Genomic DNA, 25,970 nt, shown 5'->3' on the forward strand with positions numbered 1-25,970 from the left:
GAAAATTAGACTTGAAATATATAGTGGCTTTATGCCACTATATATTCATCGAAGGTCATCAGACAAAAAGAGGATGATATGGCTATCCAGCTTTTAGATGCGGCAAGAAATGAAATTCCAGTGAAATTCACGCAGTTTTCTGGTGGAGAGCGTCATGTTCAACTTGATGAGACAACCTTAGGTTTACTATCTGGCAACGTATTGGTCCGTGCGCAAATGACCACAAGTCACGATGTGATGGACTATTTACTACTTGAAAATATATTGCTGAATCAGGGCTTAACCGTTGACCTAGAAATTCCATATTTTCCTTACGCACGTCAGGACCGTATTTGTGCAGTGGGGCAAGCATTTTCACTCGATGTTATGACGAAGTTACTCAACATCAATGCAGACAAAAAAGCCGGCAAACAAGGCAAGGTAACTGTTTGGGATTGCCATAGTGAAGTAACAACAGCATTACTTGCTGCCAATACTTCTTTTAGTGAAGTTGTAAATGTCAGTTCAGTAGATATTATCGCAAAGAGTGAAGCGCTGAGTGCATTGTTAAAAGATGAAAAAACAATACTGATTTGCCCAGACAAAGGCGCAAAAGCACGTACACAAATGGTTGCAGACACTTTTAATGTTGAGCGCAAACAACCAATCACTATTGTTCAGTGTGATAAAAAACGTGACCCAGTGACTGGCAAAATTTTAGGTACACATGTACATGCGACTGATTTGTCTGGGCTAACAGCGGTCATTACCGATGATATTTGCGATGGCGGTGCAACCTTTATTGGTATTGCCAAAGAACTCCGTCGTCTCAATTGCCATAAGGTCGTTCTATATGTGACCCACGGTATTTTTAGTAAAGGATTAGAGGTTTTTGATGGGCTGCTAGATCAACTGTTTACTTCAGACAGCTTTCCGCAACATCCATCAGACAAAATTTCAGTAATTGCTTTTGCAGCAAAATAAAGAGAATAAAGATGACTATTAAACTTAATCCATTAAACGCTATCGATTTTTATAAAGCTGATCACAGACGTCAGTATCCAGTAGGTACAGAGTACGTATACGCAAACTTTACACCTCGTTCATCTCGACTCGCAAAAATGCTACCTGACTTCGATGATAAAGTTGTGTTCTTTGGTCTTCAGGGTTTTATCAAACACTTTTTGATAGACACGTGGAATGAAGGCTTTTTCCAACAACATAAAGACAAAGTAGTGGCTGCATACAAACGCCGTATGGACACATCATTAGGTGAAGGCGCTGTACCCGTTGATCATATTGAAGCATTACACGACTTGGGTTATTTACCATTACGCATTAAAGCATTGCCAGAAGGTAGCCGCGTCAATATGCGTGTACCTGTGCTCACTGTAGTTAATACCGACCCGCGTTTCTTTTGGTTAACCAACTATATTGAAACTGTGCTAAGTGCTGAGCTTTGGAAAAGCTGTACAACCGCCACTATTGCCTACGAGTACAAACGCTTATTAACGCAATATGCTGTAAAAACTGGCGCACCACTCGATTTTGTACCTGTGCAAGGACACGATTTTAGTAGCCGTGGCATGAGTGGAATTTATGATGCTGCTCAATCTGGTGTAGGTCATTTAACCAGTTTTATTGGAACAGATTCGGTTGCTTCAATCGACTACGCCGAAGAATATTACAATGCCACAGGTGTGATAGGAGTTTCCGTACCAGCGACCGAACACAGTGTGATGTGTATGGGGACAGAAAATAGTGAGCTAGACACATTTAAGCGTTTAATCTGTGAGCTTTACCCGTCAGGTGTTGTCAGTATTGTGTCTGATACTTGGGATTTTTGGCGAGTGATTACAGAGTTTACAGTGGCTTTAAAACCTGAAATTCTGGCACGACAACCCAACGCTTTAGGTTTGGCTAAATTAGTTTTCCGTCCTGACTCTGGTGACCCTGTCAAAATTATTTGTGGTGACCCAGATGCCGAAGTCGGCAGCCCAGCTTACAAAGGCGCGGTTGAATGTTTATGGGAAGTATTTGGCGGTACAACAACTGACCAAGGCTATAAAGTACTTAATGAGCGTGTCGGTTTAATTTACGGTGACTCGATAACCCTAGACCGTGCGCAGCGCATTTTGGAAGGGTTGGAAGCCAAAGGTTTCGCTTCAAACAACTTGGTGTTTGGTATAGGCAGCTTTACCTATAACTATTTAACTCGCGATACCTTTGGATTTGCTGTGAAAGCGACTTGGGGACAAGTGAATGGGGTAGGCCGTGAGTTGTTTAAAGACCCGATTACTGACTCAGGTGTGAAAAAATCTGCGAAAGGTCTATTACGCATTGAAGAAAGTGAAACTGGTTTTACCTTGTTTGATGAGCAAACAGCGGAACAAGAACAAGGCGGAGTACTAAAAACAGTCTTTGAAAATGGTAAACTTCAATATGAGTGTACGTTGGATCAAATTCGTGAGCGTTTATCCATCGCATAACTGAGCTTAGATGAGCCGTTGCATGGGTATCGGCTCATCGTTTTCATTGAGAGACTGAACGTGACTATTCAAACTGAACAAGAATTCCTTGCCAGTTATGATCGCCGAGATTATGACGCACCTTTACTCACTGTCGATATGGCTATTTTCTCGGTATTTAATGGTCAGTTGCAGGTATTACTCATTAAGCGCCCAAACTTTCCAGCCAAAGACCAGTGGGCTTTACCCGGCGGTTTTGCCGATTTAACCCATGATCAAGACTTGATGGCAACGGCCTATCGTAAACTAGTCGAAAAAACAGGGATTGCTTCACCTTATTTGGAACAAGTTGCCTCTGTCGGCAACGCGAAACGTGACCCACGTGGCTGGGCCGTGACCATTTTGTATTTTGCTTTAATCGATTTTAATGCCTATCAACATCAAGAGTTGGCTGAATACAGCGAATGGGTGCCTGTAGCAAAAGCACAAGATTTAGCATTGGCTTTTGATCACAACGAATTAATCAGTTTGGCGTTAGAACGTTTAACCAATAAAACTCGCTATACCGCATTGCCAGCCAGTCTGATGCCTGAATTATTTACACTGACCGAGCTACAAAGCATTTATGAAATTATTCTTGGGCAATCGTTAGATAAAAAAGCGTTTAGACGCCGTATGATAGAAGCTGGCGCAGTTGAAGAAACCAACCACAGTAAAATTGTGGGCAAACGACCAGCTCAACTTTACCGCTATGCACTCGATTCTTTTGATTTTATATTCCCACGTTCACTTGAATTACCAAGAAATAAAGAGGGTGAAGACAAGCAAAACATTGAGCTTTCTGACTAGTGGATGTTCAGTACCCATGACTTTTGGAAGAAGATTATGGGTTTGGTCATTGGTGGAATTAAAGAAACACAAGAATTAGCAGTTCATAAATTTAGTATTCTGGTTTGTATTTATTAATTATATTTTTCTTATAAGAATAAGATATTTGTATTTACTATTTTCTTAGTTGTTAAAAATCAACTTGGCTAAATACTATGCTTAATTAATTAATAAGAGAATATTTGTGAATAAAAGCAATGGTTATTTGAAAATTGGTCTATTTCTGTTTTTTGCTACATCTGTAGTGGGGTGTAAAAATAACAATGACAAAATAATAGAAGAGAAACGTGATCAGCGTCCTAATATTTTATTTATTATGGCTGATGATTTAGGGTTCTCTGATTTAGGTGCGTTTGGTAGTGAAATTAGTACGCCTAATCTTGATACCTTAGCTCAGGAGGGTAGAATTTTAACGAACTTTCATTCTGCTGCAGCATGTTCTCCAACACGTGCAGAACTTCTATCTGGTGCTGATCATCATCCAGTAGGTTTAGGAGAAATGTCAGAGACTTTAGCTGCACTTCCAGTTTTGCAAGGTAAACCTGGCTATGACGGTTATTTAAACGATAAGTCATTATTTCTACCAGAAATTCTCAAAGATCATGGTTATCATACTTATATGGCTGGTAAATGGCATTTAGGTTTAACAGCACAAACTAGTCCTCAAGCTCGTGGCTTTGAAAGATCATTTGCTTTACTTGAAGGTATGGACTTACATTTTAAAGCTTCAACTCCAGAGTTAGCCAGAGGCAGCACATATAAAGAGGATAGTGTTTCTGTAACGTTGCCGGCAAATTTTTATTCGACAAATTTTTATACTGATAAATTAATTGAATATATTGAACATAATAAAAAGGATGAAAAGCCTTTTTTTGCCTATGCTGCATACACTGCTCCTCACTGGCCAATACAAGCTCCAAATGAATTTATTGCCCGTAATCAGGGAAAATATGATAGTGGATATGAAATTATTCGTAAGAATCGTTTTGAACAACAAAAAAAATTAGGAATAATTCCACAAGATTTCGAAATACCTGATTTTCTTCCTGCTAATCAACTCACAGATAAAGCGCCTCTTTGGTCAGAATTAACTGCTGAGCAAAGAAAAATAGAAGCTCGAAAAATGGAAGTATATGCTGGGATGGTTGAAAATCTTGACTACAATATTGGCCGTTTAATCAGTTATTTAAAACAAAATAATTTATATGACAATACCTTAATATTTTTTGTTTCCGATAATGGACCACAAGCAATTGAGATAGATCAAAGGCCTCAATATAATAATAGTTATGAGAATATTGGACATGCTGACTCTTATGTCCAAATCGGTTCCAGATGGGCAGAGGTAAGTGCCACCCCATTTCAATTGTTTAAACATACTGCTGGAGAGGGAGCAAGTTCAGTACCTGCTATTGTGAGACTTCCTCATCAATATAAAAAAGTGCAGCAAAGCAGTGAATTTGTATCGATAAGAGATATTTTACCTACAGTTTTGGACTTTGCAGATATACAACGTCCCACTACAGAATATAAAAATAGACAGGTTATTCCTATTTCTGGATTATCGTGGAAAGAATTTTTAGCGGGAAAACAGTCCAGTGTACGAGGAAATACTTTCTTTTTTGGAGATGAACTACATGGTAATAAATATATACGGAACAAAGAGTGGAAACTTCGATATCAAGTCTATCCACTGTCCATGGGAACAGGCGCTTGGGAATTATTTGATTTAAAAACGGATCGTAGTGAACGAAAAAATGTTGTAAGTCAAAATCCTGAAATAGTTAAACAACTAATTGATGAATATAATGTGTATGCTCAAAAAAATGGAGTTGTTGATTTAACAGCAATATATTCATCTGATAAATAAAAGTAATGAATAAATAAAGGTCATAGCCCCACTGACTTGTGTGGGCTCGGCCGATAGGCTAAATCGAGTAATGATCTGATCGAAACAAAGTGCCTAAAGATAAGCAAAACATTGAGCTTTCTGACTAGCGCAACTTGATGCACTTTGATTTATAATGCCGCGCTTATGATTAATGTCATGTTTTGATCAGCACTTTGCCTATGTCACACGTTTCTCCCTGCTTCCAACAAAACCAGTTTTTTGTATTGGTGGAATACCTCACTTCATTACACGAGATTTATCCTGTGAAATATGAGTTTGCAGGATATCCGGCTGCAATGACATTGGCAGATCGCGTACATTCAGATCATGATATCGCGCCGCTTGAGGCCAGCAAAAGTTACCCTGACTCAATCGATAAAGTCTTACACTTTTCAGGTAAGGCCCGAGACATACAAGACTTTGAGCACTTTTTAGAGCAAGCCAAAGCGGCCAATATTCAAAACTTGTTATTACTTACAGGCGATAAACTTAAAGAGCATCATAATGGGCGAGATGGACAGCCGCGTAGCCGTTACCTAGAGTCTGTAAATGCTGTAATGGCTGCTAAGCAACATGGCGGGTTTCGTATTGGTGTTGCTTTTAACCCATTTAAATATGTTGAAGCTGAGCGGGATGCACAGTACTTAAAGCTGCATAAGAAAATTAAAGCAGGCGCTGACTTTATTATTACCCAATTGGGCTATGACATTGAAGCCTTGAAGCAAGCCAAATCATTTTTAACCAAGCATGCTTATTCACAGCAAATACTGGCTTGTGTGATGCCTCTGACTTTGGGTCGTGCCAATTTTATGGTGAAGCATAAAGTGGCAGGTATTGTGATTACCCCGCACATGCTAAAAGTCTTGGCAGATGAAAAACTGACAGGGCATACAGACCGTGTTTATTTACGCTGTGCTTTACAGATTTTAATATGTAAACATTTAGGATTTGCAGGGATTCATTTATCTGCCTGCCATAAGCCAGAAGAGCAAATGCTGCTTGAAAGCTATATCGAGCAATACAGACACCTTAAGCTTGATGCTTTAGAAAAGCTTTGGAATTCACTTTGGCAAGTCACATCAGGCAAAGAGTTTTCACCTGAAATTGCTCGTTTTTCTCGTCAGCCAACATCTAAACAATTAATTAAATATCACCAATTGCATGTTATGCATGAGGCAATCTTTGGATCAAAAATTGCTAAAGGCGTTGGACGCTTTATTTTTAAAGCATCTTTTTGGGAAAATGCTTTAGTCGCTAAGGTATTACTCAAAACAGAAGTGCTAAGTAAACATAGCCTAGTGGGCTGTGAAAGCTGTGGTCAGTGTCGCTTAAGCGATACTTTATATATTTGCCCTGAAACGTGTCCAAAAGGTTTAGCCAACGGCCCTTGTGGTGGAACAACTTTAGACCGCTGTGAATTTGGTGACCGTGAATGTATTCATTCAGTTAAAGCAAGACTTGCAAAAGCAGTTGAGCAAACAGAAGTATTAAAAGAAAAACTCATTCCTACAGTAGCGATTGAAATGAGAGGAACCAGTTCTTGGAAGAATTGGTATTTAGCGACTGAGGTTTAAGTTTTGTATTACCCCTTGATTTGATTTCAAAATTAATTGATATGCTAAAGTACGGCGATAAGTTAAAAATAACAATTACTTGCTTTAATTATGTTCAATCAAAATGATTACCTAGGAGTATACTTAAAGCAAATCTTTTGCGTTAAAAGGAAAGCTGTCTCAATGAAAAAGTTGGTTGCTGTACTTACTGTAATTGTTGTTTTAACTGGATGCGTTTACGACCCTGTTAATTACAACAAAATACACGACCAAGAGTTCCAAGATCACCTCAGGCAAAACGGTTAGTAATAAAAAAGCCCACTCAATGAGTGGGTTTTAGCGTTAAAAAGTTCGACTCTCCAATATATCAGCCTAGCTAGTTACACTTAGGTAATTTTAATTGCTAGTGTCTATATGCTCTTTTTGAAAGAATTCATCTATCATTTGTCATGGCTTAATAACTCCAATCATCTCTTCTTAGCCCATTCTTTTTCTAATTTAGCGATTTCTTTAACTAGTAGCTCTGAACAATAGTTAATGTAGATCATCTTGTTGAGCATGAAACTCTTTATTAAGCCAGTTGCTAAAAGCAATTATCCTTTTATTAAAATCTGTTATGTCGCCTTCAGGAGCGAGACTGTTTGCGAGTAAATAATCTATATCTTTTGTTAAAGCAGGATATCGAGTCCCAAACTTTATACAATGCTCCTGTAATGTTGCTGGCCAGTCATTATCATGTTCGTTACGAAGAATAGTAGTGGCCCTGATTGCTTTACGAGCAGCGGCACGCTGTAAATGTAATTCTTTTTTTTATCAGTAGTGGATTCTATGATGTTTAAGCCAGTATCCCCAACTAAATTTATTATCTGGACTTAGCACTTCCTGTAACAAACCACAATCTAAATCAATTTTACTAACAACAGGATTATGTTGTTCAAGCCTAGTTTTAATAGTCTCTCGTTGTTTAGTAATCTCTGAATTAGGGGCATAATTAAAGATTACTGTCATATCAAAATCTGATTTTCCTATTTCTGCTCGGCCTTCAGCTATGCATCCATAGCACGTACAAGCGGTTTTAAAGGTAACATGCGAGATTTACCTCTTGACGCGGCCAAAGCTATTTATCGTAAAAACTATTGGACAGCCCCGCGATTTGAACATGTGAACGCGATTAGCTCAGCTGTTGCTGAAGAACTTTTAGATACAGGGGTTAATTGTGGTACCAGATTTGCTAAGCTACTTTTACAACGTGCTTTAAATTTGCTGATCAAGGTAAAGCAGGTTGGCCAGATCTCACGGTAGATGGAATTTATGGGCCAGCTACATTGGGAGCTCTAAAGAATTATTTGGCTAAACGTGGGAAAGAAGGAGAGAAGGTATTAGTTCGAGTGCTGAATATCATGCAAGGCCAACGTTACATTGAAATCTGTGAACGTAATCCGAGCCAGGAACAATTTTTCTACGGTTGGATCGCTAAAACAGGCTAGATTGATGATAGCAATAGAGAGGAAATGATAAAAAGGGTAATCGAACCTCTTGCAGAATTTCATGAATTTCCATGGTGTATCACATCACATAGTGAATTTTTTGATAATTTAATCAAAACAAGAGGCTAAGATAACTAATAAAAAAGGGGCTTTTCGCCCCTTAATTATTTAAACTTCTTTTTTATTTACTTTTGAAAATATAAATACCACTAAAAATTAAGAACATAGCTTGGAATAAAAACCATCCAAATGTTGAATAATTAGAACACTTGGTGATGGAATCATAAATAATCTCCTTATAAGATACGGTTTCCATCATGTTTAGTAGTATTAATTCAGCTAATAATAGAACTAGAGAAATAACAGTGTAAAAATACTTATTTCTTATAAAAATTAAAATTATTGAAACGATGATCGATAATAAGCCACACATCCCTAACATTGATGGATCATTAGCTGAAACCCCATTTAACTCTTTAAAATAGGTAATAGTGCCTATAGCAATATATTCATTAATACATAAATCTTGCCCAAACTTATCTATCGTATATCCGCCTATACCTGATAAGAATAAAAATAATATGGCTACATATCTAATCATAATTTACAAACTCAATTTTAATGATGGATCAAATTTCCATGTTTCAACTTGTAGTTCTGGATCTGCTCGGCAAGTTCCTTGGCATCCATCTGGAATTGCTATTACATCACCATTTAGAGCTAATTTTATAGCTTCTTGCCATTTCCATGATCGAGCATAGACAGCTTTTTCAAGCCTTTCTTTTGGAATTTCTCCCTTTATCCAACTTCTTAAAGCCTTTTCACCAGCATTATAAAAAACTGTTGACTCTTGCAATGTTAATTTCCGTCCTAATATGTTTCCACCACGGACCACATTTTTTGCTACTAAATCCATAGCTACAGTTGCATCTGTACAGATCACAACAAAAGTTTCATAGAGCCAATCTGGATTCCTTTTATCAATATTCATCAACTCTGCTGCTAATCCTACTTGCATCTCTCCAAAGCCATAGCTGTTATGAGGATATACTTCACCTAGATTAAGATAAAAGGATAAGAGGTTTTTTCTATAAGCCCATACACCATGCATTTTTTCTTCAAATACAATTGATGCAACAATCTGAGGATCTATGCCATTTTTAGCCCCAGCTGTTTTAATTTCATTCCTTAAATAAGCAACCATCCTTAAACCTTCAGGTACAGGATAAGTAGTTGGTACAGTACGGTTTTGAACTTTATGCTTATCTTCTTTTTCGGTTTTATCTTGAAATAGTTTAAGTTGATATTCGGTTATTAATGGTTTTGAATTGGCTTCTTTTGTATATGTATGACCATAAATTTTAACTTGAGGATTATATTCAGTACCCGATGGCAAAAATATCTTAAAAGAAACCGTTGTTTTTGCGGCATCTTCTTGTTCATTTAACTCAAAAAATGCTTCACTACCCAAACCATTTGGTTGCATTGGAAGTTTTTTGGTTGCTCCAACTCGCCCCTTACTAGTTACAAAGGTAGCTACAAAACTAAACTTACTAAAATTTAAGATATTTTTACTTTCTTTGATTCTTAATCTTGCATAGACTTTTGACATTATTAATTATCATCTTCAAGGTTTGTATATTTATCAACCAAATGAAAACTAATGTTTTCTTGTTGTTCAGTATAAATAGGTGAAGTATAACCTTCTGAATTAGTTGTTCCTTCAATCAATTTGCCAGATTCTGTTACCGCAAAATATGCTTTATTTCGATGAGGTATATTTTCTCCATCTATAAGTTGAACGCTAACATTGAATAAGCCACTATTTACTTCAGGTAAAGTAGGGATATGGCTAACAACTTGTTCACCCGACTTGAATATATGTTGACCAGCTTTAACCTCAAATTTACCTCCCGTTATTACCATAATACCTTTATCATTAATTACAATACGCGAACCACCCGCCATACTTTTTTATTCTCAAATTTAAATTTATGTGATTAGAATAACATAACTTGTTTAAACTCAAAAAATACACTTATGACCATGATTGTTTCGGCGCATCTCGGAGATTGTATACTGATTGCCGCTGATAAAAGAGCGATGGTATATGATATAAACTCTGGATTATTAAGAATATCTCATGATGATGAGGCGAAAATAAAGTTATGGTGCCGTGGTGCTATTACAGGCACAGGAGACAGTTTATTTATAAATCGTATAATGAATTATTTTGAAAATTTAACAGAACAAGAACAAAAACTTGAACAAGTGAATGCTATTCAAATGGAAATAGAAAGAAGATTGTCTGAAGGGGTTCCAAAAGAGCTTCTTTCTAATAATACGCTTATATTCTCAATGTTTAATGGCTGTGAAACCTCATTATATACAATACCTATACAGCCATTTTTTGAGACATTTAAACTTGGTGGAGGTGAATATTTAAGAGCCAAAGTTAATGAAATTAAAGAATGGACCATAGAGGTATGCTGTTTAAATATTCCTTCCGATTTAGCATTATTACAAGACTTCCAGCGCAATTTAAGGAGCCTAAATAGCTTTGAAAGTGAGGGGCATTTCATTAGTTACTATATAGAGTATTTAAAGACTATTTTTGCGAAACAAGCCTCTATAGATACTAGTGTTACGCCGTCTTTTGACCTGTATTTACAATCATGTGAGACTGGATGTAGCTTTGCCATTCATATTGAGAACAACTTTTTAACTACTTCAAATGTGTAATATTTTGCCCATTGGTCCAACTGGACCAGGATTAACAAAGTTATTTTTAGCTCTATGAATTATTTGGCCAAATGTGGGAGAGAAGGTATTAGTTCGAGTGCTGAATATTATGCAAGGCCAGCGCTATATTGAAATCTGTGAGCGCAATCCTAGCCAGGAACAATTTTTCTATGGCTGGATTGCTAACCGCGTTTCGTTATGAGGGTTCGGGTTTTACTGAACGTTCTGCTATTGGGATGCACAGAGTCTTGGCATGACACCTACTAAGGCTCAAAAATTGATTAATAATCAAGGGTTATGAATTTAAGATTGTGATATTCTCTTCGCACCAATGGGGAGTGAATTATGAGAATTTTTTTATTTTTTATACTAACTACAACAGCTTTTTTGAGCTATGGTGCAGAAACAAAAGTTGATAAGGAATTTTTAAATTCGGGATTAATAGATAAAAACTATAGGTATAAAAATATTGCAGACGCAGCAACTTTCTTCAAGCAATTAGCAAATAGAGAGTCACTTAGTTTGCCAGTAATGCTTAATAGTGATGAAGAAGTAGTATCAATGATGGCGACACCATTTCAAGTTATGTACTCTTATAGAATACACAGGAAGCTTGATAACAATAGTTTGAAAGTGGTTGCGCAACTGTATAATAATCCCAAGAGAATTTCTGAATTATGTCGGCAAAACTATATTCATGAATTTCAAAGAGCAAATAGCTATGTTATCAAATTTATCTATTCAGATCTCAATGGCAGACTTATTACAGAGACTAGATTAGATAAGGAAGTTTGCAATCAATAATTAAGTAGTTCATAAAAAAGCACTCTAGGGTGCTTTTTTATATCTACATATCTTATTAAAAGTTCTTTTGTTTCTTCATCAAGCGATTTTATTTCTATATTTTCAAATTTGTTGTTGTACAAACTCTTTAAATTTTCTATATGTGTGTTATAGAAGAGCATAAGCTCCATTTTTCTTAAAATTCGATAGATTTCGTTAAATAGGCAGACTATGACTGCGCTTTTAGAAAAGGATTTTAGCCCATCTGAGTTTACATTGTTTTCTGAAATATTATGGAAACTTGGCTCTGGGAAAGGGCAATACAATTTACGTGAAAACATCATTGCAGATATTGCCATCTTATTACGGGCTGATTTTGCCGCATCGTATATTTGGGATCCAACGAATAACTTATCGAAAGAAGGCGTGATATGGAAAATCGATCCCAAAGCGATGGAGGACTATGAGTGTATTTGGCAATTTGATGATCCAATTACTGCACAACTTCGTAAACTTCAGAAACCGACCTTCGTCAATGAGGTTATGCCTCTTGCTGATCTTAAAAAAACAAGCTATTACAATGAGTTTCTGAGAGCCTATGGTTTGTATCACGGTATAAATATTTATTTTGTCCGAAATGGTATGGATATTGGTGATTTGCGCATTTGGCGTGCACAAGACGCTGACATGTTTTGTGAGCGTGAAAAAAGAATATTAAATCTGCTTGAACCTTATTTTACTCAAGCCTTACCAGCAGATTTATCTACACAATACGGCCTGACTCCGCGTGAACAAGAAGTGGTTCATTTGGTCTCTAAAGGCTTAAGTGATAAACATGTTGCAAATTTACTTGGCATTAGCTTTACCACATTAAGAACCCATCTGAATAATTCTATGAGAAAAATAGGCTGTAATAATCGCACTGAAATGGCTTTACTCATTCAACATTAAAACAAAGCAATCCTCAATTTTGAGGATACGAATGAATGAGCAATTTGTACTAAGTTCTTAAGATCACAACTTAAATGGATTTTAAGTCATCATGTCAAATGCAGTTGAAAAAAATAATTGGATTGAAACACTCGATTTAGCAAGTGCTTCAGTAGATGTCATCACTCAATTGATTCAAGAGAGAAAAGTATCTTGCGAAGAACTCGTTCATCATTACTTCGCCACTATTGAAAAACAGCAATCTTTAAATGCATTTATTAGCACAGATAAAGTTTCAGCAATTCAACAAGCTCAGTATTGGGATAAATACCTACTGAGTGGAAAGCCATGTCCAGCTTTGATGGGCATTTTAATTGCGGTTAAAGATAATATTCATGTTGAAGGTTTCCCTAACAGTGCAGGCACACCAGCTTTAGCCAACTTTAAGCCTCAAACCTCCGCACCGATTATTCAAAAGCTCATTGATCACGGCGCGATCATTGTGGGTAAAACCAATATGCACGAATTGGCCTTTGGTGTAACAGGTTATAATACTGCTATGCATATAGAAGGGGTTGTCGGTACACGAAATGCGGTAAACCCATTACATATTGCTGGTGGGTCTTCTTCAGGTAGTGCAGTGGCTGTCGCCGCGGGAATGGTTCCGATTGCTATTGGTACAGATACTGGTGCTTCTATTCGATTGCCAAGTGCTTTAAATGGTTGTGTCGGTTTTCGTCCAACGGTAGGACGATATTCACAAGAGAGTATTACCCCAATTTCACATACGCGGGATACTGCCGGCCCTATAGCACATACCGTATCTGACATTATCTTAATTGATCAGCTGATTACTCAAGAGCCAAAGAAAGAACCTTTACAGCCTCATCAAATTAGACTCGGTATTAATCCATATTTTTGGAATCATTTAGATGAAGACGTTCATCAACAAGCTCATATTACACTTGGTCTTTTAAAAGATGCAGGAGTCGAAATTATTAATGTCGATATGCCAAATTTAGAACAACTCAATCATGCTATTTCATTTCCAGTGGTTGTCTATGAAGGCAAATATGACCTTATTCAATATTTGAAAGATCATCATGTAAATCTGTCTTTAGAAGATGTAATTGATCAGATCTCAAGCCCAGATGTTCAGGCAATTTTTAAACAGAATATCCTTCCTCAATTAATTCAAGATCAGACTGGGCAACTTGTTCCTGTCTTATCTGTCTATGAAAAAGCGATGAGAGAAGCTCGTCCACAATTGCTTGAACTCTACCAAAACACATTTAAAGCGCATAATTTACATGCTTTATTGTTCCCAACATCAGCCATCGTTGCACCACTAGTAAACGAGCAAGTCAGTTCAATTGAAAATTTCCAAACATTAATTCGAAATACAGACCCAGGCAGTAATATCGGATTACCAGGACTGAGTTTACCCATTGGAAAGGGGGCAAAATCGCAACTACCCATTGGGTTGGAGATTGATGGTTTACCTCATCAGGATAGTGAAATACTTGCGATTGGAGAGACTTTAGAAGAAATTTTTAAGGTTTTAAATAAGTAAAAAAATAAACTGATAATTCTCTATTTTCTAAATAAAAAAGAGTTAAAAGTAACTCTTTTTTATGATTAATTTCATTTGTTAATAATGCTTAGTTTCTTGAAAGGATGTTGGCTTGGGCTTAGAATTTCTCTGCTATTCCACTTAATATAGTTAATCATAAATTTATTAAAATACATCTTTAATAAGTTTTATTTAACTATTTTGATAAATAAGAACATTTATATTTTATGTTTCTATAAATATTAGAAAACTTATTAATAACCTTTTTTTAAATTACACATTACCTTAATTAATTCTACATAAGTACTACAAATTGAAGGCTAATTTTTAATATTAATGCAATGAATTTTCCTGTCAATTAATCACTTTGATACGAAAAATAATTATACTAAGATATTGATTGTAATTAATAAATTAATTTTTTAGATAATTGGTTATAAATAGAAATTTCAAAAAATATAAAATTACATAATTTTTAAACATATTTTTTATAGCATGCAGTGGATTGGCGTAAATAGAAAAAATATATGTCAAAACGGTCAATGATATTTAATCGATTTAAGAATCATAATTTGCACCAAATTTTACGCTGTCACGATTCATTGAATAAACCAAGTGAAAAGTTACGTAAAAAAGACGCTAATAGTTTATTGGTGTAAATAAAAAATCGAATATTACAAATAAACGGAATGAATATGGATAACGTAGCTCAGCTAGAAACTGATACTAATTTCCAAAGTCGAAAAAAGATAACTTGGGGTGTTTTTAGTGTCCTGCTGTTATTTTTAGTCGTGGGCATTATATATTATTTTTTTGTATACCGATTTTATCAATCTACTGATAATGCTTATGTGCAAGCAGATGTTACTTGGGTAATGCCAAAGATTTCAGGCGAAGTGATGGAGTTATTAATTAACGATAATCAGTTTGTAAAGAAAGGGGAAACTTTAGCTGTATTAGATCACCGCGATTACCAAGCCCGTTACGATCAAGCTAGCTCTGTCGTGAGCTTAAAAGAAGCAGCGCTAGGCGTACAACAACAAAATGAAAAGTCTGCCAAGTCTTCCATTACTGAAGCAAATAGTGGTGTCGTTGCAGCGCAAGCAGACTTATCTCGCTTAAGAAAAGATTTTGAACGTTATCAAGATTTATTAAAAGATGGGGTAATTACCCGCCAAAACTTTGAAGGGGTTCAGTCTCAGTATTTAACGGCTCAAGCACAGCTAAGTAAGGCACAAGCCGCCGTAAATGCCGCAGAAGCTCAGTTGGGTAGTTTACAAGCGAGTAGAGCGCAACTTTTGGCAGATATTCAAAGTGCCAATGCAAACTTAAACCTTTATCAAATTGATTTGGCTTCATCAAAAGTGGTGAGCCCAGTCGCAGGGAAAATAGGAAGCCTTGCGATCCAGAAAGGTTCGCGTGTTTCTCCGCAAACCCGCTTAATGGCGATTATTCCTGAAAATAGTTTGTATGTACAAGCGAACTTCAAAGAAACTCAAATTGAAAAAATGCATATTGGTCAGAAAGTTAAATTAAAACTTGATGCTTATCCAAGCCTGACTTACAGCGGAACAATTGAAAGCTTTTCTCCAGCTTCAGGCGCAACTTTCTCACTCATGCCACCAGACAATGCCACAGGCAACTTTAACAAGGTTGTACAACGTATTCCTGTACGCATTGCCATAGATTCAAGTCCGCATATTGATCTTATAAAACCCGGAATGTCGGTTAGCGCTACGGTTGACCTAAGAACTTAATAATAAAATTTTTAGGTAATAAGAAATGAATAAGCATATTGACGCTGAGTGGAAGTTTCCCGCAAAGACGGCTTGGGCAATTTTTGCTGCCATGATTTTTGGCAACTTTATGGCAATACTTGATATTCAGATTGTGGCGAGTTCTTTAAACGAAGTTCAAGCCGGCATGAGTGCAAGTCGTTATGAAGTGACTTGGGTGCAAACGGTTTACTTAATTGCCGAAATTATTGCGATTCCAATGTCGAGTATTGTCTCGAGGGTACTTTCGACACGGGTGTATTACACCATCTGTGCAATTGGCTTCACCATCAGCTCGTTACTTTGTGCATTGGCATGGAACTTAGAGAGTTTACTGGTTTTCCGTGGCATTCAAGGCTTTATGGGCGGCGGAATGATTCCGACTTCCATGACGGCCTTGTACTTACTTTTTCCCGAAGCAAAACGCTCATTGCCTTTGGTCATGTTTGGAATGATCAGTACCTTAGGTCCAGCCATCGGCCCAACCATTGGCGGCTGGTTAACCAATAACTTCTCATGGCACTGGATGTTCCTGATTAATATCATTCCGGGCATTATTATCGCTACGGTGATCTACTCGGGTCCAAATATCGACCGTGCGAATCATTCACTCATCAAAAGCATGGACTGGTTCAGCCTCATTGGCATGGCGATGTTTTTAGGTGGGCTTGAATATTTCCTTGATGAAGGTGCACGGCACGACTGGCTTGCAGACACAGGTGTTCGGATTGCTTTTATGGTCTGTGTTGTGGGCGGCATGATCTTCTTCTCTAGAAGCTTTACCCAGCCTAAGCCATTGCTCGATTTATCAGTATTTAAAAATAAAAACTTTACCTTAAGTGCCATCACGACTTTTGTGATTGGTATGGCGCTCTATGGCTTGGGTTACATGATTCCCGTGTTTCTGGGGCAAGTCCGTGAAATGAACAGTAGCCAAATTGGTCACGTCATGATGGTGACAGGTATTGTCATGTTCTGCTTTGCGCCGTTTCTTGCGTGGCTCATTCCCAATTTTGATACCCGCAAAACTGTATTTGTCGGAATGATTCTGGCTGGTTTTGGTGTATGGCTCAATTCTCACCTCAGCATTCACAGCGATTATGACTTTATGTTCTGGCCGCAAATCTATCGTGGCATTGGCCTCATGATCTGCTTGATTGTGGTTTCACATTTAGCCATGAGCACCTTGCCACTGAGTAAAGTTGCCGACGCCAGCGGTATTTATAACCTCATGCGCAATATCGGCGGCGCGGTTGGATTGGCACTGATTAACTCATCTTTAGATTGGCTGACTGCACTGCATGTTACCCAGATTAATCAGTCGATGACCCCGCAGAACTGGATCTTTACAGAAAGACTCGATCAGCTCACGGCGCAATATCAGGAAGTCGGCTCAAATGCACAGCAAATTGCGCTCAGCGTGATCTATCGTGACATTCATTTTCAAGCGCTTACATCTAGTTTTAATGATTTATTACGCATGCTCGCAATCATCATGTTTGTGACCGCCTTTTTAACCATCTTTATGGATCGGGGGAAGAAAATGAATATGTAGCGATTTAGAAAAAATAGGGCAGCTTTCAAAGAATGAAAAACAATAGGGCATATCAAAACGTATCCCTTCATAGAAAAAGAACATTTTTATGAGTTTTCTTATATCGGTAGATGAGATCGGAAAACTCGCAAATTAGAGGTGGAAGGTTAAAGGATTATGATTAATACAACGTATAAATTGATTTCAAAATTGAACCTGAAAAACACGACTTATGGTCAATATTTTGAAAAAGAGCAAATCGATACTGACCGATTAAAAGTGATGTATTCCATTTACGAACAGTATTATGAAAATACGAGATTTTCTATTTTCGTAGATGATTTTAAAAATAAAAGTGGTGCAATCTTAATTTTTGACTCGGAAACAGATGAGATTGTGGGGTTCTCAACCGTTGTTGTGCAGCACTTTTACTTAAACGGTAAAGACTACACCGTGTTATTTAGCGGTGATACGGTCATTTTGAAGAAGTTTTGGGGCACGCGTAGTCTGCAAAGTACCATGCTCAAACTCATGATCAAGCTTCGAATCAAATATCCATTTAACGAACTCTATTGGCTACTCATTTCTAAAGGCTATAAGACCTATCTCTTACTCGCCAATAACTATTATGTATATTACCCAAACATTAAAGATGAAAATCAGCATCTCTCGGAAGTGGTTGAGCACTACTGTGAGAAATTCTTTGGGGAATACTACGACCGTGAAGCTGGCTTACTCAACTTTGGTGATGACTATCAACCATTAAAAGGTGAAGTTGCACCGATTACTGCCGAAATGAGACAGAAGAACCCAAATATTCATTTCTTTGAGCAAATGAATCCAACATGGAGTGCGGGTACAGAATTACCGTGTATTGGTCGATTAGGCTGGAAAGATCTTGCGCGTTTCCCAGTAAAGCTCATCACCAAACCCACGAGCAAGGGAAAATTTGAAGCCTGTGTAACACATAAAACAAAACGTAGAGAGGCCATCCAATGAAATCTAATGAATGGTTGACTCTTGGCTCACATCTTATTTTAAAAAAATGGTGTGATGCATCCGATCGTAATTTTCAAAAACAGTTTAATGCGTTAGAAGCGACACAACGTCAAATCCTGCATTCGATTTTACAGACCTCTACATTTGCTAAAGATAAAAAAGTTCAAAACTATGAGCAGTTTGTAAAATCATTTCCTGCGACACGTTATGGCGCATGGCGAGAAGACATTCAACGTTATCGTGAGCAAAAGCTTTCACTGTCTAGTAGTAAACTGGTTCGTTTCCAGCCGACCAGCGGGTCGAGTGAACAAATCAAGTTTATTCCATATACCAAGCTGTTTTTAGATGAGCTTGACCATGCGATTGCGCCGTGGATGGCGAGTTTATACCGTAAATGTCCGCAGCTTAGTTCGGGAACGCATTACTGGTCGGTGTCATGGTTACCAGAAAGTCAGCGTGAAGTTTTAAAAGATAAAAACCTAAATGATGATAGTGCGCTACTGGGTGTAGGTAAGCGAATTTTATCTAAATTTACCCAAGCGGTTCCAAGTAATGTTGCATTTGCAGCCAATGCCGACGATGCACTCTTTGCCACCATTTGCTATTTGGTGGCAAACCGTAACTTAGCCATGATTTCGGTGTGGAGTCCAACTTTTGCGTTGCAATTGCTTGAGCGTTTGGAGTTACTACAACAAGACGTGATTGAAGTTTTACAAAGTGGTTCATGGGGCAATCGTCAGGCTTCATTAAAAGAAGTGACTGCACCGCATAGCCCTGAAAGTGCTCAAGCCTTAATTGACAGTTCAAATGGCGTACAGATCGACTTCAAACAACTATGGCCTAAGTTAAGTTTAGTGTCGAGTTGGGATACCGCAGGTTCAAAAGCTTGGGCCGAAAAATTAAAAGAGAAGTTACCTGCTGTGCAGTTTGAAGGCAAAGGGCTATGGGCGACGGAAGGCGTAGTGACTATTCCCTATAACGATCAATACCCGCTGGCGTATCAAAGTCACTTCTATGAATTTGAATATTTAGAGGGTGATAAACAAGGACAAATCATCCCGTCGTGGCAGCTTAAACAAGGTGATGTGGTGAGCCCACTCATTACATCGGGTAATGGCTTGCTTCGTTACTGTATGGATGATTGCTTACGCGTGACTGGCTTTATCGAGCAAATTCCGTGTTTTGAGTTCCAAGGCCGCCGTTTTGGTGTAGATCTGGTCGGTGAGAAACTCGCACCTGAAACTGCCCAGCAATTATTGTCGCAGTTAAATGAAACGGAATCTAAAGCGATTTCTTTACTGGCGATTGATACCGAGCAACACGTTAAGCCGTTTTATTGCGTGCTTTTTGAAGGTGAAATTCATCACAGCATTAACAATGAATATATCGACAGTATCTTGCGTCAAAACTTCCATTATGAACTTGCACGAAACTTGGGACAGCTCGACCAACCTCAAATCCGCCAAGCCAATAATGGTTGGAATGCCTACAAAAAACTGGTCATGTTTGATGGCATTATCGAAGGTAATATCAAGCCTGAACCACTCAAAAAAGTCACCCTGAATAGTTTGGAACAACTATGAAAGGGATGAAGCAATTTAATACTCGGTTTTTAACACTTCGACACGCCTTGTATCTTGGCGTGTTGCTTGTGTCAAATACACATGCCATGACTCTAGACGAGGCTTTGTCTGCCAGCTTAAGACACGAAAGTCAGCTTGAGGTCAGCCGTTTAAGCGTGAATCAGTCGACCGCTATGCTTGAACAAGCCAAACAGCGTGATGGACTTAAAGTCAATTTAGTCGGGCAACTTGACTATGAAAGAATAGATACGCCTTCACAAGTGCTGTTTCCAACTGAAGGAAACCGTAAAGGTCGAAGTTTGCAATTGCAGGCGGATTATCCGATTTATACCTCTGGACGACATCGTTTGGGGATTGATGTTGCCGAAAGCCAGCTCTCTGCACAAAACCAAGGGCTATCTGACCAAAGATCGGAAACTATTTTAAATACTGTGATGGTCTATACCGACGTATTAAAGAAGAAAGCGATTTTAGAACTTAGACAAAAGACCATGGCAAATCTGCAACGATCTTTATATGAATCGAAGCGCCGTTTTGACGTGGGTATGATTACCCGTGCAGACTTGGCTCAAGTTTTGGCTCAAGTTGCCCAAGGCCAAGCAGATATTACACAAGCTCAATCTAACTTAACCGTAAGCGAAGCACAGTTTTATCAAGTGACAGGTGTAACACCTGAAAACCTTGCTGCAATTAAGAAACTACCTGCTATTCCCGCTAACTTAGATGAAATTTTGGCTCAAACCAAAAATCATCCAGCTTTAATGCGTAGCAAATACGAAAAACAGGCTGCAGAGAAACAATACGCTTTAACTAAACGTGAACTTTGGCCTACGGTCATGCTCACCAGTCGTGCCGGAAAGCAAGATGAAGCAAGCTATATTGGCTCCGAAAGTAATAACTATATGGTTGGGGTGCAGTTGAATGTACCGCTCTATGATGACGGTTTAAATCGGGCCAATGTCAAAAAAGCACAGGCCGATATAGATTTGGCTAACCAAAAAACGCGAAGTCTTGAACTGGATTTGAATAAGCGTACACGCACGAGCTATGCACAGCTTCAAACCATTCGACAAAATAAAGAAGCACTGGCAAATGCCATAGAGGCCGCGTCTATTGCCTTTGTCTACACGCGTAAAGAGTTTGATGTTGGCACCAAAACCACATTTGATTTGCTCAATACCGAGCAGAAGCTACTTGATGTACAAACCCAAAAAACAGTGAATGACCAAGACGAAGTCGTGTTTGTCTATCAGTTACTCGACCAAATGGGGCGTTTAAATAACTTGGTTCCTACACAGACCGCACAACAGGTGAATAATGAATGAAAACAAATACACCACTTGCTGATAATACCCTGATTACCCGAGAAGCCACTTTGGCAGATGATCAGGCTTTAAGAGACTTGATTGCCGTACCCATGACCACCAAAGGGATACAAATTAGCTTTCAACGTGAACCAAGTTATTTTAGGGCGTCTGACATTGTCTATCGACATAAATTGCATGTCGTGATTGAAGACACCGAGAGTCAGAAGCATGTCGCTTGTTATAGCAATGGTTACCGTCCATGTTATGTCGATCGAAACGTTCAAAACTTACGATACGCTGGTGATTTGCGGGTAGACCACAACTATCGCGGGAAATCACTGGTTAAGGTTTTAGCAAAGCATGTAAAACAAACCATGCATGAACCGAATTATAGCCAAATGATTATTTTTGATGATAACCATGCGGCGCGGGCTGCCATCCAAACGGGCAAAACGGGAATGCCCGATTATTATGATGAAGGGCTTATCGAGACATTAAGCCTGACCGACACAGGCACAAAACGAAAAATCACGACTTTCTTAAAGCAAGCTAATCAGCGTGATCTTCAAGAGATTCGCACATGTGTTGCCGAAGCTCAGCATGTGGAAGCCATGAATCAGTTTATTAGCGACATGGCCGAGTTTTATAACTTTATTCCAGCTTATAACTTTGAAGAACTCGCCCAAGGGCATCAATATTTTTCAGGAATAAAACTATCGGACTTTTTGCTTTATTTTAAAGGTGAAAAACTGGTGGGCATGTTTGGCTTATGGGATCAGCATAGTATTAAACAAACCAAAATCTTACATTACAGTTCAGTCATTGGAATTTTTAGACCCGTTTATAACTTATTGACTCCGCTAACCAAAGGCATGCGTTTGCCTAAACTTGGTGACTCTATCAAGTACCATGTGCTACACACCTTAATGTGCCATCCACAAGATTTAGCTTTGCATCATAAAATGCTTGAAGATGCCTATAACAAGTCAAAACAGCAGGGTGTCGGTGTGGTGAGTTTTACGCTTTCACATAAAGACCCACGCTATCAGTTAAACCAGTTTTATAAAGGTGAGCGCTTAACAGGAATGCATGGTTTTATTAGTTATGAAGGCGACCCACGACCACATTTTGATAAAAACCTGATTCCATATTTAGAGGTTGGACGTATCTAACTCTAAGATAGGTTCGCCGTAGATCATAAATGCGTAAAAAATTGCTCAATTCTTAAGTCAGTTAAATAGGGTTGAGCAAAAAATTTTTTTTAAATGATAAATTTTGATTACGTTACAAAATCAAATTGATCGTCTTATATTTTATAAACCTAGCTAATTCGACCTTTTCATTCCAACTTATCTTGCGCCGTTGAAACAATTAACATGGTTTGAAGGTAATAATCTACACGTGATTGATTATTTTCTTTATGTGAGTTATGCGCATTAAAGGCTGCATCATGAAGTTTCACGACTCGAGCGATTGGATTCAAACTACAACGAATTAAATATTCTTCGCGTGTTTCACTTTCCCGTTTAGTTAATGCATCAACGGCATCACGGACTTCTTTTCCGAATAAACTTTCGATTTTATCTAGTGTAAGAGGTGTGTCCTCAACGCTATCGTGGAGAAGGGCGGTAATAATATAGACTTCTGAAAATCGGTGCTCAATTAATGAATTGACCACACCTTTAATATGGTAATCAAAGTAATCATGAGGACCATACTTTTGACCTTGATGCGATTCTTTTGACAATTTCTCTGCTAATTCAACTTTATTTTGAGTCATTTTTTGCTCTTATCACTTTAAGTATATGACACGGCCTAATTTGTGAGATGGGTCGCTTAAGTACAAGTTTATACTGAACACTCAAATTAGGCATATATAAAAAGCAGCCTCGAAATGAGACTGCTCATTTTTAAGTGAACGATGAATTGGCATATTCTTCATAAGCTTTAAATATTTGATAAAGTGAATGAGCTATTACCGCCTGTTAAAGCGACGTTCGTACCATTGATTAATAGAACAGGTTTATTTCCACCAATATTGGTTACGGCTAGGCTACCAAACCACCAATTGTTATGTCCAACATAGTGACCTTGAGCGAGATATACGGGAATGGAAGCAGACGAAGTTTGCAAATTAACGCCAAAGTAGAAGTTAAGCTTGCTAGGGGTGTCGCCACTACTTTGACTATCAGCAAACATGTGACTACCTTTTTGTAATAGTTCAACATAACTATTAGCAACCTGCGAAGAGCCGCTACGGTCACAGTCTAAAGTGATAGTCCAAACATTTCCTTTTTTAGTAATAGAGGGTGGTGGTTCACAGGTTTCGCCGTCTGTATATACAACAGAACCATCAATATATGTGATATTGGTTAATAGCCCAGTATCATCGGTAATAACAACAGTGTTTGATGAAGTTGACATGATTAAATCCTCTTAAATTATGTTTTATCCAATCGCTTTATTTTATTGTTAATAAAAGTAATCGCGCTGGATGCTTTGTCTGGTATTTTAAATACCATTGGTTATAAAGCGTTTGAAAGTATGATTTATTTATAGGTCTTAGTCTTATATTTTATCTTTAATAAAATACCATTTAAGTTGGATTGTTAATATTATATTTATTGAAAATTAAATTGTTTTTGATACAAATTATATTTTACTGGGATTTTTTCACTATATCGTTTTTAGATGTGGGAATGGTTTTATTTTTTATCAAGAAAGATAACTTCTAATTGAAATGTGATTATTAGTGCTAATTAAAGCACTAAATGAAAATAGCAATGTTTTTGTTGTGTTATAAGTGACTGAAATAATTAATATAAATATTATATTTTAGTTTGATTAAATTTAAAATTATTATTGTTAAGTTGTATTAATATTTTAATTGGAAAGTGGTTTTTTATAGGTTTTAATGGGTTGGTGTTGTAATAAATATTAATCATTAAAAATAAACGGTATTTTATATAAAATAATTATTTTGGTGGAAGAATTTATAAATATTAGTGCAGTGTTAATGAAATCCATTGATATTTTAAAAATTATAAATTACATCATGAATAGATAAGGGTTTATTATTGAACGATTAAATAGTGCAGATTATCTTTTACTTGCTTCCATAAACTCATAAAAGAAAATAGTTGCTCAACATTTAAGCCATTCTAGACCTTAAGTTTTTGTAATTTTGAACTTTAACTTAATGATATAAAAGTAGGTTGTAAATATTACTTAAGAATTTTCTTAATTATGTAATTAAATGAAAAATAATAACTATTTAAATAATTTCTAGCCAATTTCACATTGACACCTTAAATATTGAAGATTACCATTTGCGGGCTGGCCTACATTGCCAGTCGGTTGTCGCAGACCGTATTAAGACCGCATCAGGATTATTTCTTCTGAGGAATAGTTTTGTGCGTAAGCTCCTCGTTCCCTCCCGTAGCGGTAGGACGGGAGAGGGACACCCTCGGGTGTGCTGGATGTCTTAACCAGTCTGCGAACCCTCTTCCGTTCTGCCACCATAAATCTTATGCTCTGGCAGAACTCCATATATAAGGAGTTGGCTTTGCACATCCATTATTTCTTGGCAACCATTGCCAAAAGCTATAACGACACAGCTTAAAACATTTAACGCAGCTTGATCGCCGTAAGGCTTTTTCAGGCTTTAGCTCGTTATTACTTAAAACTTAGATCAACAATTAAAACTTGAGATGTGCCAAGCACAGTCTTTACGGCTTTGCTATGCCTTTTTATATCTCATTTATATACAACAATAATTTTTTATAACGGTAAAACTATGCCACATTCAGATCTTCCATTTCGTGCTTTAGGCGTACTTCATTCAGCAAGATATTTATTTAACAAATACGGCTTTCATAATGTCGGGGTAGACCGAATTATTGAGGCGGCAAACATCCCTAAAGCTACCTTTTATAACTACTTTCACTCAAAAGAACGCCTCATTGAAATGAGCCTCACTTTTCAAAAAGATGGCCTTAAACATGAGGTCATCTCGATTATCAATGTTCAAAAAGAATTAACGCTAATTGAAAAACTCCGCAAAATTTATTACTTACACGCTGACTTAGATGGGCTTTACCATTTGCCGTTCAAAGCGATTTTTGAAATTGCTAAAACACATCCAAAGGCTTATGGGACCGTAGTTGATTATCGAAATTGGCTGATCAATGAAATCTATCATTTGCTTTTAAAAAGCAATGAAAATGCTTCAAAACAAGATGCACACATGTTTTTGTTTGTGGTTGATGGGGCAATGGTTCAGCTTTTAGACCCAAACAAACCAGATGAACGGAAGAGATTGCTTGAGTATTTTTTGTTGGGGGTTGGGTGAGGGAAAAGTCACTAACATTACCTTAAAATTACGAGATTTTAGAATGCTTTATATTTGTTGCGAATACTTGTGAGATTAGTCATTAAGCTGAGTAGTTGTTTAGCTAGTAATCTTTAGTAATTTGAGT

21 protein-coding genes and 2 pseudogenes are annotated in these 25,970 nt (G+C 37.5%); 18 read left to right on the forward strand and 5 right to left on the reverse strand.

Annotation, left to right across the window (positions count from 1 at the left end; all coding sequences use genetic code 11):
- Nucleotides 1-78: 78 nt before the first annotated feature.
- The 6 genes and pseudogenes from HL290_RS04800 to HL290_RS04825 all read left to right on the forward strand — a co-directional run.
- Entirely contained in the window at nt 79-963 is an 885-nt protein-coding gene (locus HL290_RS04800) for a phosphoribosyltransferase family protein (RefSeq protein WP_198495760.1), read from the forward strand.
- A gap of 11 nt (nt 964-974) precedes the next feature.
- Nucleotides 975-2,468 (forward strand): nicotinate phosphoribosyltransferase, encoded by a 1,494-nt coding sequence (locus tag HL290_RS04805; protein WP_198495761.1) that lies wholly within the window; start codon nt 975-977, stop codon nt 2,466-2,468.
- Nucleotides 2,469-2,528: 60 nt separating this feature from the next.
- Nucleotides 2,529-3,296 (forward strand): NUDIX hydrolase, encoded by a 768-nt coding sequence (locus HL290_RS04810; RefSeq protein WP_198495762.1) that lies wholly within the window; start codon nt 2,529-2,531, stop codon nt 3,294-3,296.
- Between the two features lie 223 nt (nt 3,297-3,519).
- Nucleotides 3,520-5,205 (forward strand): arylsulfatase, encoded by a 1,686-nt coding sequence (locus tag HL290_RS04815; protein ID WP_004642864.1) that lies wholly within the window; start codon nt 3,520-3,522, stop codon nt 5,203-5,205.
- A 200-nt stretch (nt 5,206-5,405) separates the two neighbouring features.
- Complete coding sequence (locus tag HL290_RS04820) at nt 5,406-6,800, forward strand: methylenetetrahydrofolate reductase C-terminal domain-containing protein (RefSeq protein WP_198495763.1); 1,395 nt, start codon at nt 5,406-5,408, stop codon at nt 6,798-6,800.
- A gap of 1,032 nt (nt 6,801-7,832) precedes the next feature.
- Nucleotides 7,833-8,266, forward strand: a pseudogene (locus HL290_RS04825) (putative peptidoglycan-binding domain-containing protein); the annotation flags it as partial.
- Nucleotides 8,267-8,447: 181 nt separating this feature from the next.
- On the opposite strand, the gene HL290_RS04830 reads toward HL290_RS04825, so the two are convergent.
- From HL290_RS04830 to HL290_RS04840, 3 genes are read right to left on the reverse strand one after another with little or no spacing between them, the layout of a single operon-like run.
- Nucleotides 8,448-8,867 (reverse strand): hypothetical protein, encoded by a 420-nt coding sequence (locus HL290_RS04830; protein ID WP_017389654.1) that lies wholly within the window; start codon nt 8,865-8,867, stop codon nt 8,448-8,450.
- Between the two features lie 3 nt (nt 8,868-8,870).
- Nucleotides 8,871-9,878: a hypothetical protein gene (locus tag HL290_RS04835; protein ID WP_045125489.1), complete on the reverse strand. Its 1,008-nt coding sequence runs from the start codon at nt 9,876-9,878 to the stop codon at nt 8,871-8,873.
- A 2-nt stretch (nt 9,879-9,880) separates the two neighbouring features.
- The gene (locus tag HL290_RS04840) at nt 9,881-10,234 is read right to left on the reverse strand and encodes a hypothetical protein (RefSeq protein ID WP_017389652.1); all 354 of its coding nucleotides are present in this window, start codon (nt 10,232-10,234) and stop codon (nt 9,881-9,883) included.
- 72 nt (nt 10,235-10,306) lie between these two features.
- On the opposite strand from HL290_RS04840, the gene HL290_RS04845 reads away from it, so the two are divergent.
- From HL290_RS04845 to HL290_RS04895, 11 genes and pseudogenes are all read left to right on the forward strand, one after another.
- Nucleotides 10,307-11,008, forward strand: coding sequence for a hypothetical protein (locus tag HL290_RS04845; RefSeq protein ID WP_017389651.1), 702 nt, complete (start codon nt 10,307-10,309; stop codon nt 11,006-11,008).
- Between the two features lie 76 nt (nt 11,009-11,084).
- Nucleotides 11,085-11,210: pseudogene (locus HL290_RS04850) on the forward strand (putative peptidoglycan-binding domain-containing protein); the annotation flags it as partial.
- Nucleotides 11,211-11,353: 143 nt separating this feature from the next.
- Nucleotides 11,354-11,812, forward strand: coding sequence for a hypothetical protein (locus tag HL290_RS04855; RefSeq protein ID WP_017389650.1), 459 nt, complete (start codon nt 11,354-11,356; stop codon nt 11,810-11,812).
- 210 nt (nt 11,813-12,022) lie between these two features.
- Nucleotides 12,023-12,742, forward strand: coding sequence for a response regulator transcription factor (locus tag HL290_RS04860; RefSeq protein WP_198495764.1), 720 nt, complete (start codon nt 12,023-12,025; stop codon nt 12,740-12,742).
- A gap of 91 nt (nt 12,743-12,833) precedes the next feature.
- Nucleotides 12,834-14,294: an indoleacetamide hydrolase gene (gene iaaH, locus HL290_RS04865; protein ID WP_198495765.1), complete on the forward strand. Its 1,461-nt coding sequence runs from the start codon at nt 12,834-12,836 to the stop codon at nt 14,292-14,294.
- A 695-nt stretch (nt 14,295-14,989) separates the two neighbouring features.
- Nucleotides 14,990-16,051: an HlyD family secretion protein gene (locus HL290_RS04870; protein ID WP_198495766.1), complete on the forward strand. Its 1,062-nt coding sequence runs from the start codon at nt 14,990-14,992 to the stop codon at nt 16,049-16,051.
- 25 nt (nt 16,052-16,076) lie between these two features.
- Entirely contained in the window at nt 16,077-17,624 is a 1,548-nt protein-coding gene (locus HL290_RS04875; RefSeq protein ID WP_004642857.1) for a DHA2 family efflux MFS transporter permease subunit, read from the forward strand.
- Between the two features lie 189 nt (nt 17,625-17,813).
- Nucleotides 17,814-18,602: a hypothetical protein gene (locus HL290_RS04880; protein ID WP_171247554.1), complete on the forward strand. Its 789-nt coding sequence runs from the start codon at nt 17,814-17,816 to the stop codon at nt 18,600-18,602.
- A complete protein-coding gene (locus HL290_RS04885; RefSeq protein ID WP_198495767.1) occupies nt 18,599-20,185 on the forward strand; it encodes a GH3 auxin-responsive promoter family protein in 1,587 nt (528 codons plus the stop codon). Before HL290_RS04880 ends, HL290_RS04885 begins: the two co-directional genes overlap by 4 nt.
- Nucleotides 20,182-21,510 (forward strand): TolC family protein, encoded by a 1,329-nt coding sequence (locus HL290_RS04890; protein WP_198495768.1) that lies wholly within the window; start codon nt 20,182-20,184, stop codon nt 21,508-21,510. Before HL290_RS04885 ends, HL290_RS04890 begins: the two co-directional genes overlap by 4 nt.
- The gene (locus tag HL290_RS04895) at nt 21,507-22,664 is read left to right on the forward strand and encodes a hypothetical protein (RefSeq protein WP_198495769.1); all 1,158 of its coding nucleotides are present in this window, start codon (nt 21,507-21,509) and stop codon (nt 22,662-22,664) included. Before HL290_RS04890 ends, HL290_RS04895 begins: the two co-directional genes overlap by 4 nt.
- Before the next feature lie 167 nt (nt 22,665-22,831).
- Here HL290_RS04895 and HL290_RS04900 read toward each other — a convergent pair whose 3' ends face one another.
- On the reverse strand, nt 22,832-23,272 hold the full coding sequence (locus tag HL290_RS04900; RefSeq protein ID WP_045125481.1) for an HD domain-containing protein: 441 nt from the start codon (nt 23,270-23,272) through the stop codon (nt 22,832-22,834).
- A 167-nt stretch (nt 23,273-23,439) separates the two neighbouring features.
- Nucleotides 23,440-23,916, reverse strand: coding sequence for a hypothetical protein (locus HL290_RS04905; RefSeq protein WP_045125480.1), 477 nt, complete (start codon nt 23,914-23,916; stop codon nt 23,440-23,442).
- A 1,372-nt stretch (nt 23,917-25,288) separates the two neighbouring features.
- On the opposite strand from HL290_RS04905, the gene HL290_RS04910 reads away from it, so the two are divergent.
- Nucleotides 25,289-25,843 carry a TetR/AcrR family transcriptional regulator gene (locus HL290_RS04910; RefSeq protein WP_198495770.1) on the forward strand — a complete coding sequence of 185 codons (555 nt, stop codon included), beginning with the start codon at nt 25,289-25,291 and terminating at the stop codon, nt 25,841-25,843.
- The last annotated feature ends 127 nt before the right edge of the window (nt 25,844-25,970 follow it).

Origin of the sequence: Acinetobacter sp. AC1-2 (genome assembly GCF_016124155.1) — a bacterium.
In the GTDB taxonomy this organism is placed as follows: domain Bacteria; phylum Pseudomonadota; class Gammaproteobacteria; order Pseudomonadales; family Moraxellaceae; genus Acinetobacter; species Acinetobacter calcoaceticus.

Excerpts from the sequence above, each read along its gene's own strand:
- iaaH (WP_198495765.1), top strand. The coding sequence starts at position 12,834 with ATGTCAAATGCAGTTGAAAAAAATAATTGGATTGAAACACTCGATTTA.
- HL290_RS04835 (WP_045125489.1), bottom strand. The coding sequence starts at position 9,878 with ATGTCAAAAGTCTATGCAAGATTAAGAATCAAAGAAAGTAAAAATATC.
- HL290_RS04860 (WP_198495764.1), top strand. The coding sequence starts at position 12,023 with ATGACTGCGCTTTTAGAAAAGGATTTTAGCCCATCTGAGTTTACATTG.
- HL290_RS04910 (WP_198495770.1), top strand. The coding sequence starts at position 25,289 with ATGCCACATTCAGATCTTCCATTTCGTGCTTTAGGCGTACTTCATTCA.
- HL290_RS04905 (WP_045125480.1), bottom strand. The coding sequence starts at position 23,916 with ATGTCAACTTCATCAAACACTGTTGTTATTACCGATGATACTGGGCTA.
- HL290_RS04830 (WP_017389654.1), bottom strand. The coding sequence starts at position 8,867 with ATGATTAGATATGTAGCCATATTATTTTTATTCTTATCAGGTATAGGC.
- HL290_RS04895 (WP_198495769.1), top strand. The coding sequence starts at position 21,507 with ATGAAAACAAATACACCACTTGCTGATAATACCCTGATTACCCGAGAA.
- HL290_RS04875 (WP_004642857.1), top strand. The coding sequence starts at position 16,077 with ATGAATAAGCATATTGACGCTGAGTGGAAGTTTCCCGCAAAGACGGCT.
- HL290_RS04870 (WP_198495766.1), top strand. The coding sequence starts at position 14,990 with ATGGATAACGTAGCTCAGCTAGAAACTGATACTAATTTCCAAAGTCGA.
- HL290_RS04900 (WP_045125481.1), bottom strand. The coding sequence starts at position 23,272 with ATGACTCAAAATAAAGTTGAATTAGCAGAGAAATTGTCAAAAGAATCG.
- HL290_RS04885 (WP_198495767.1), top strand. The coding sequence starts at position 18,599 with ATGAAATCTAATGAATGGTTGACTCTTGGCTCACATCTTATTTTAAAA.
- HL290_RS04890 (WP_198495768.1), top strand. The coding sequence starts at position 20,182 with ATGAAAGGGATGAAGCAATTTAATACTCGGTTTTTAACACTTCGACAC.
- HL290_RS04805 (WP_198495761.1), top strand. The coding sequence starts at position 975 with ATGACTATTAAACTTAATCCATTAAACGCTATCGATTTTTATAAAGCT.
- HL290_RS04855 (WP_017389650.1), top strand. The coding sequence starts at position 11,354 with ATGAGAATTTTTTTATTTTTTATACTAACTACAACAGCTTTTTTGAGC.
- HL290_RS04820 (WP_198495763.1), top strand. The coding sequence starts at position 5,406 with ATGTCACACGTTTCTCCCTGCTTCCAACAAAACCAGTTTTTTGTATTG.
- HL290_RS04800 (WP_198495760.1), top strand. The coding sequence starts at position 79 with ATGGCTATCCAGCTTTTAGATGCGGCAAGAAATGAAATTCCAGTGAAA.
- HL290_RS04840 (WP_017389652.1), bottom strand. The coding sequence starts at position 10,234 with ATGGCGGGTGGTTCGCGTATTGTAATTAATGATAAAGGTATTATGGTA.
- HL290_RS04845 (WP_017389651.1), top strand. The coding sequence starts at position 10,307 with ATGACCATGATTGTTTCGGCGCATCTCGGAGATTGTATACTGATTGCC.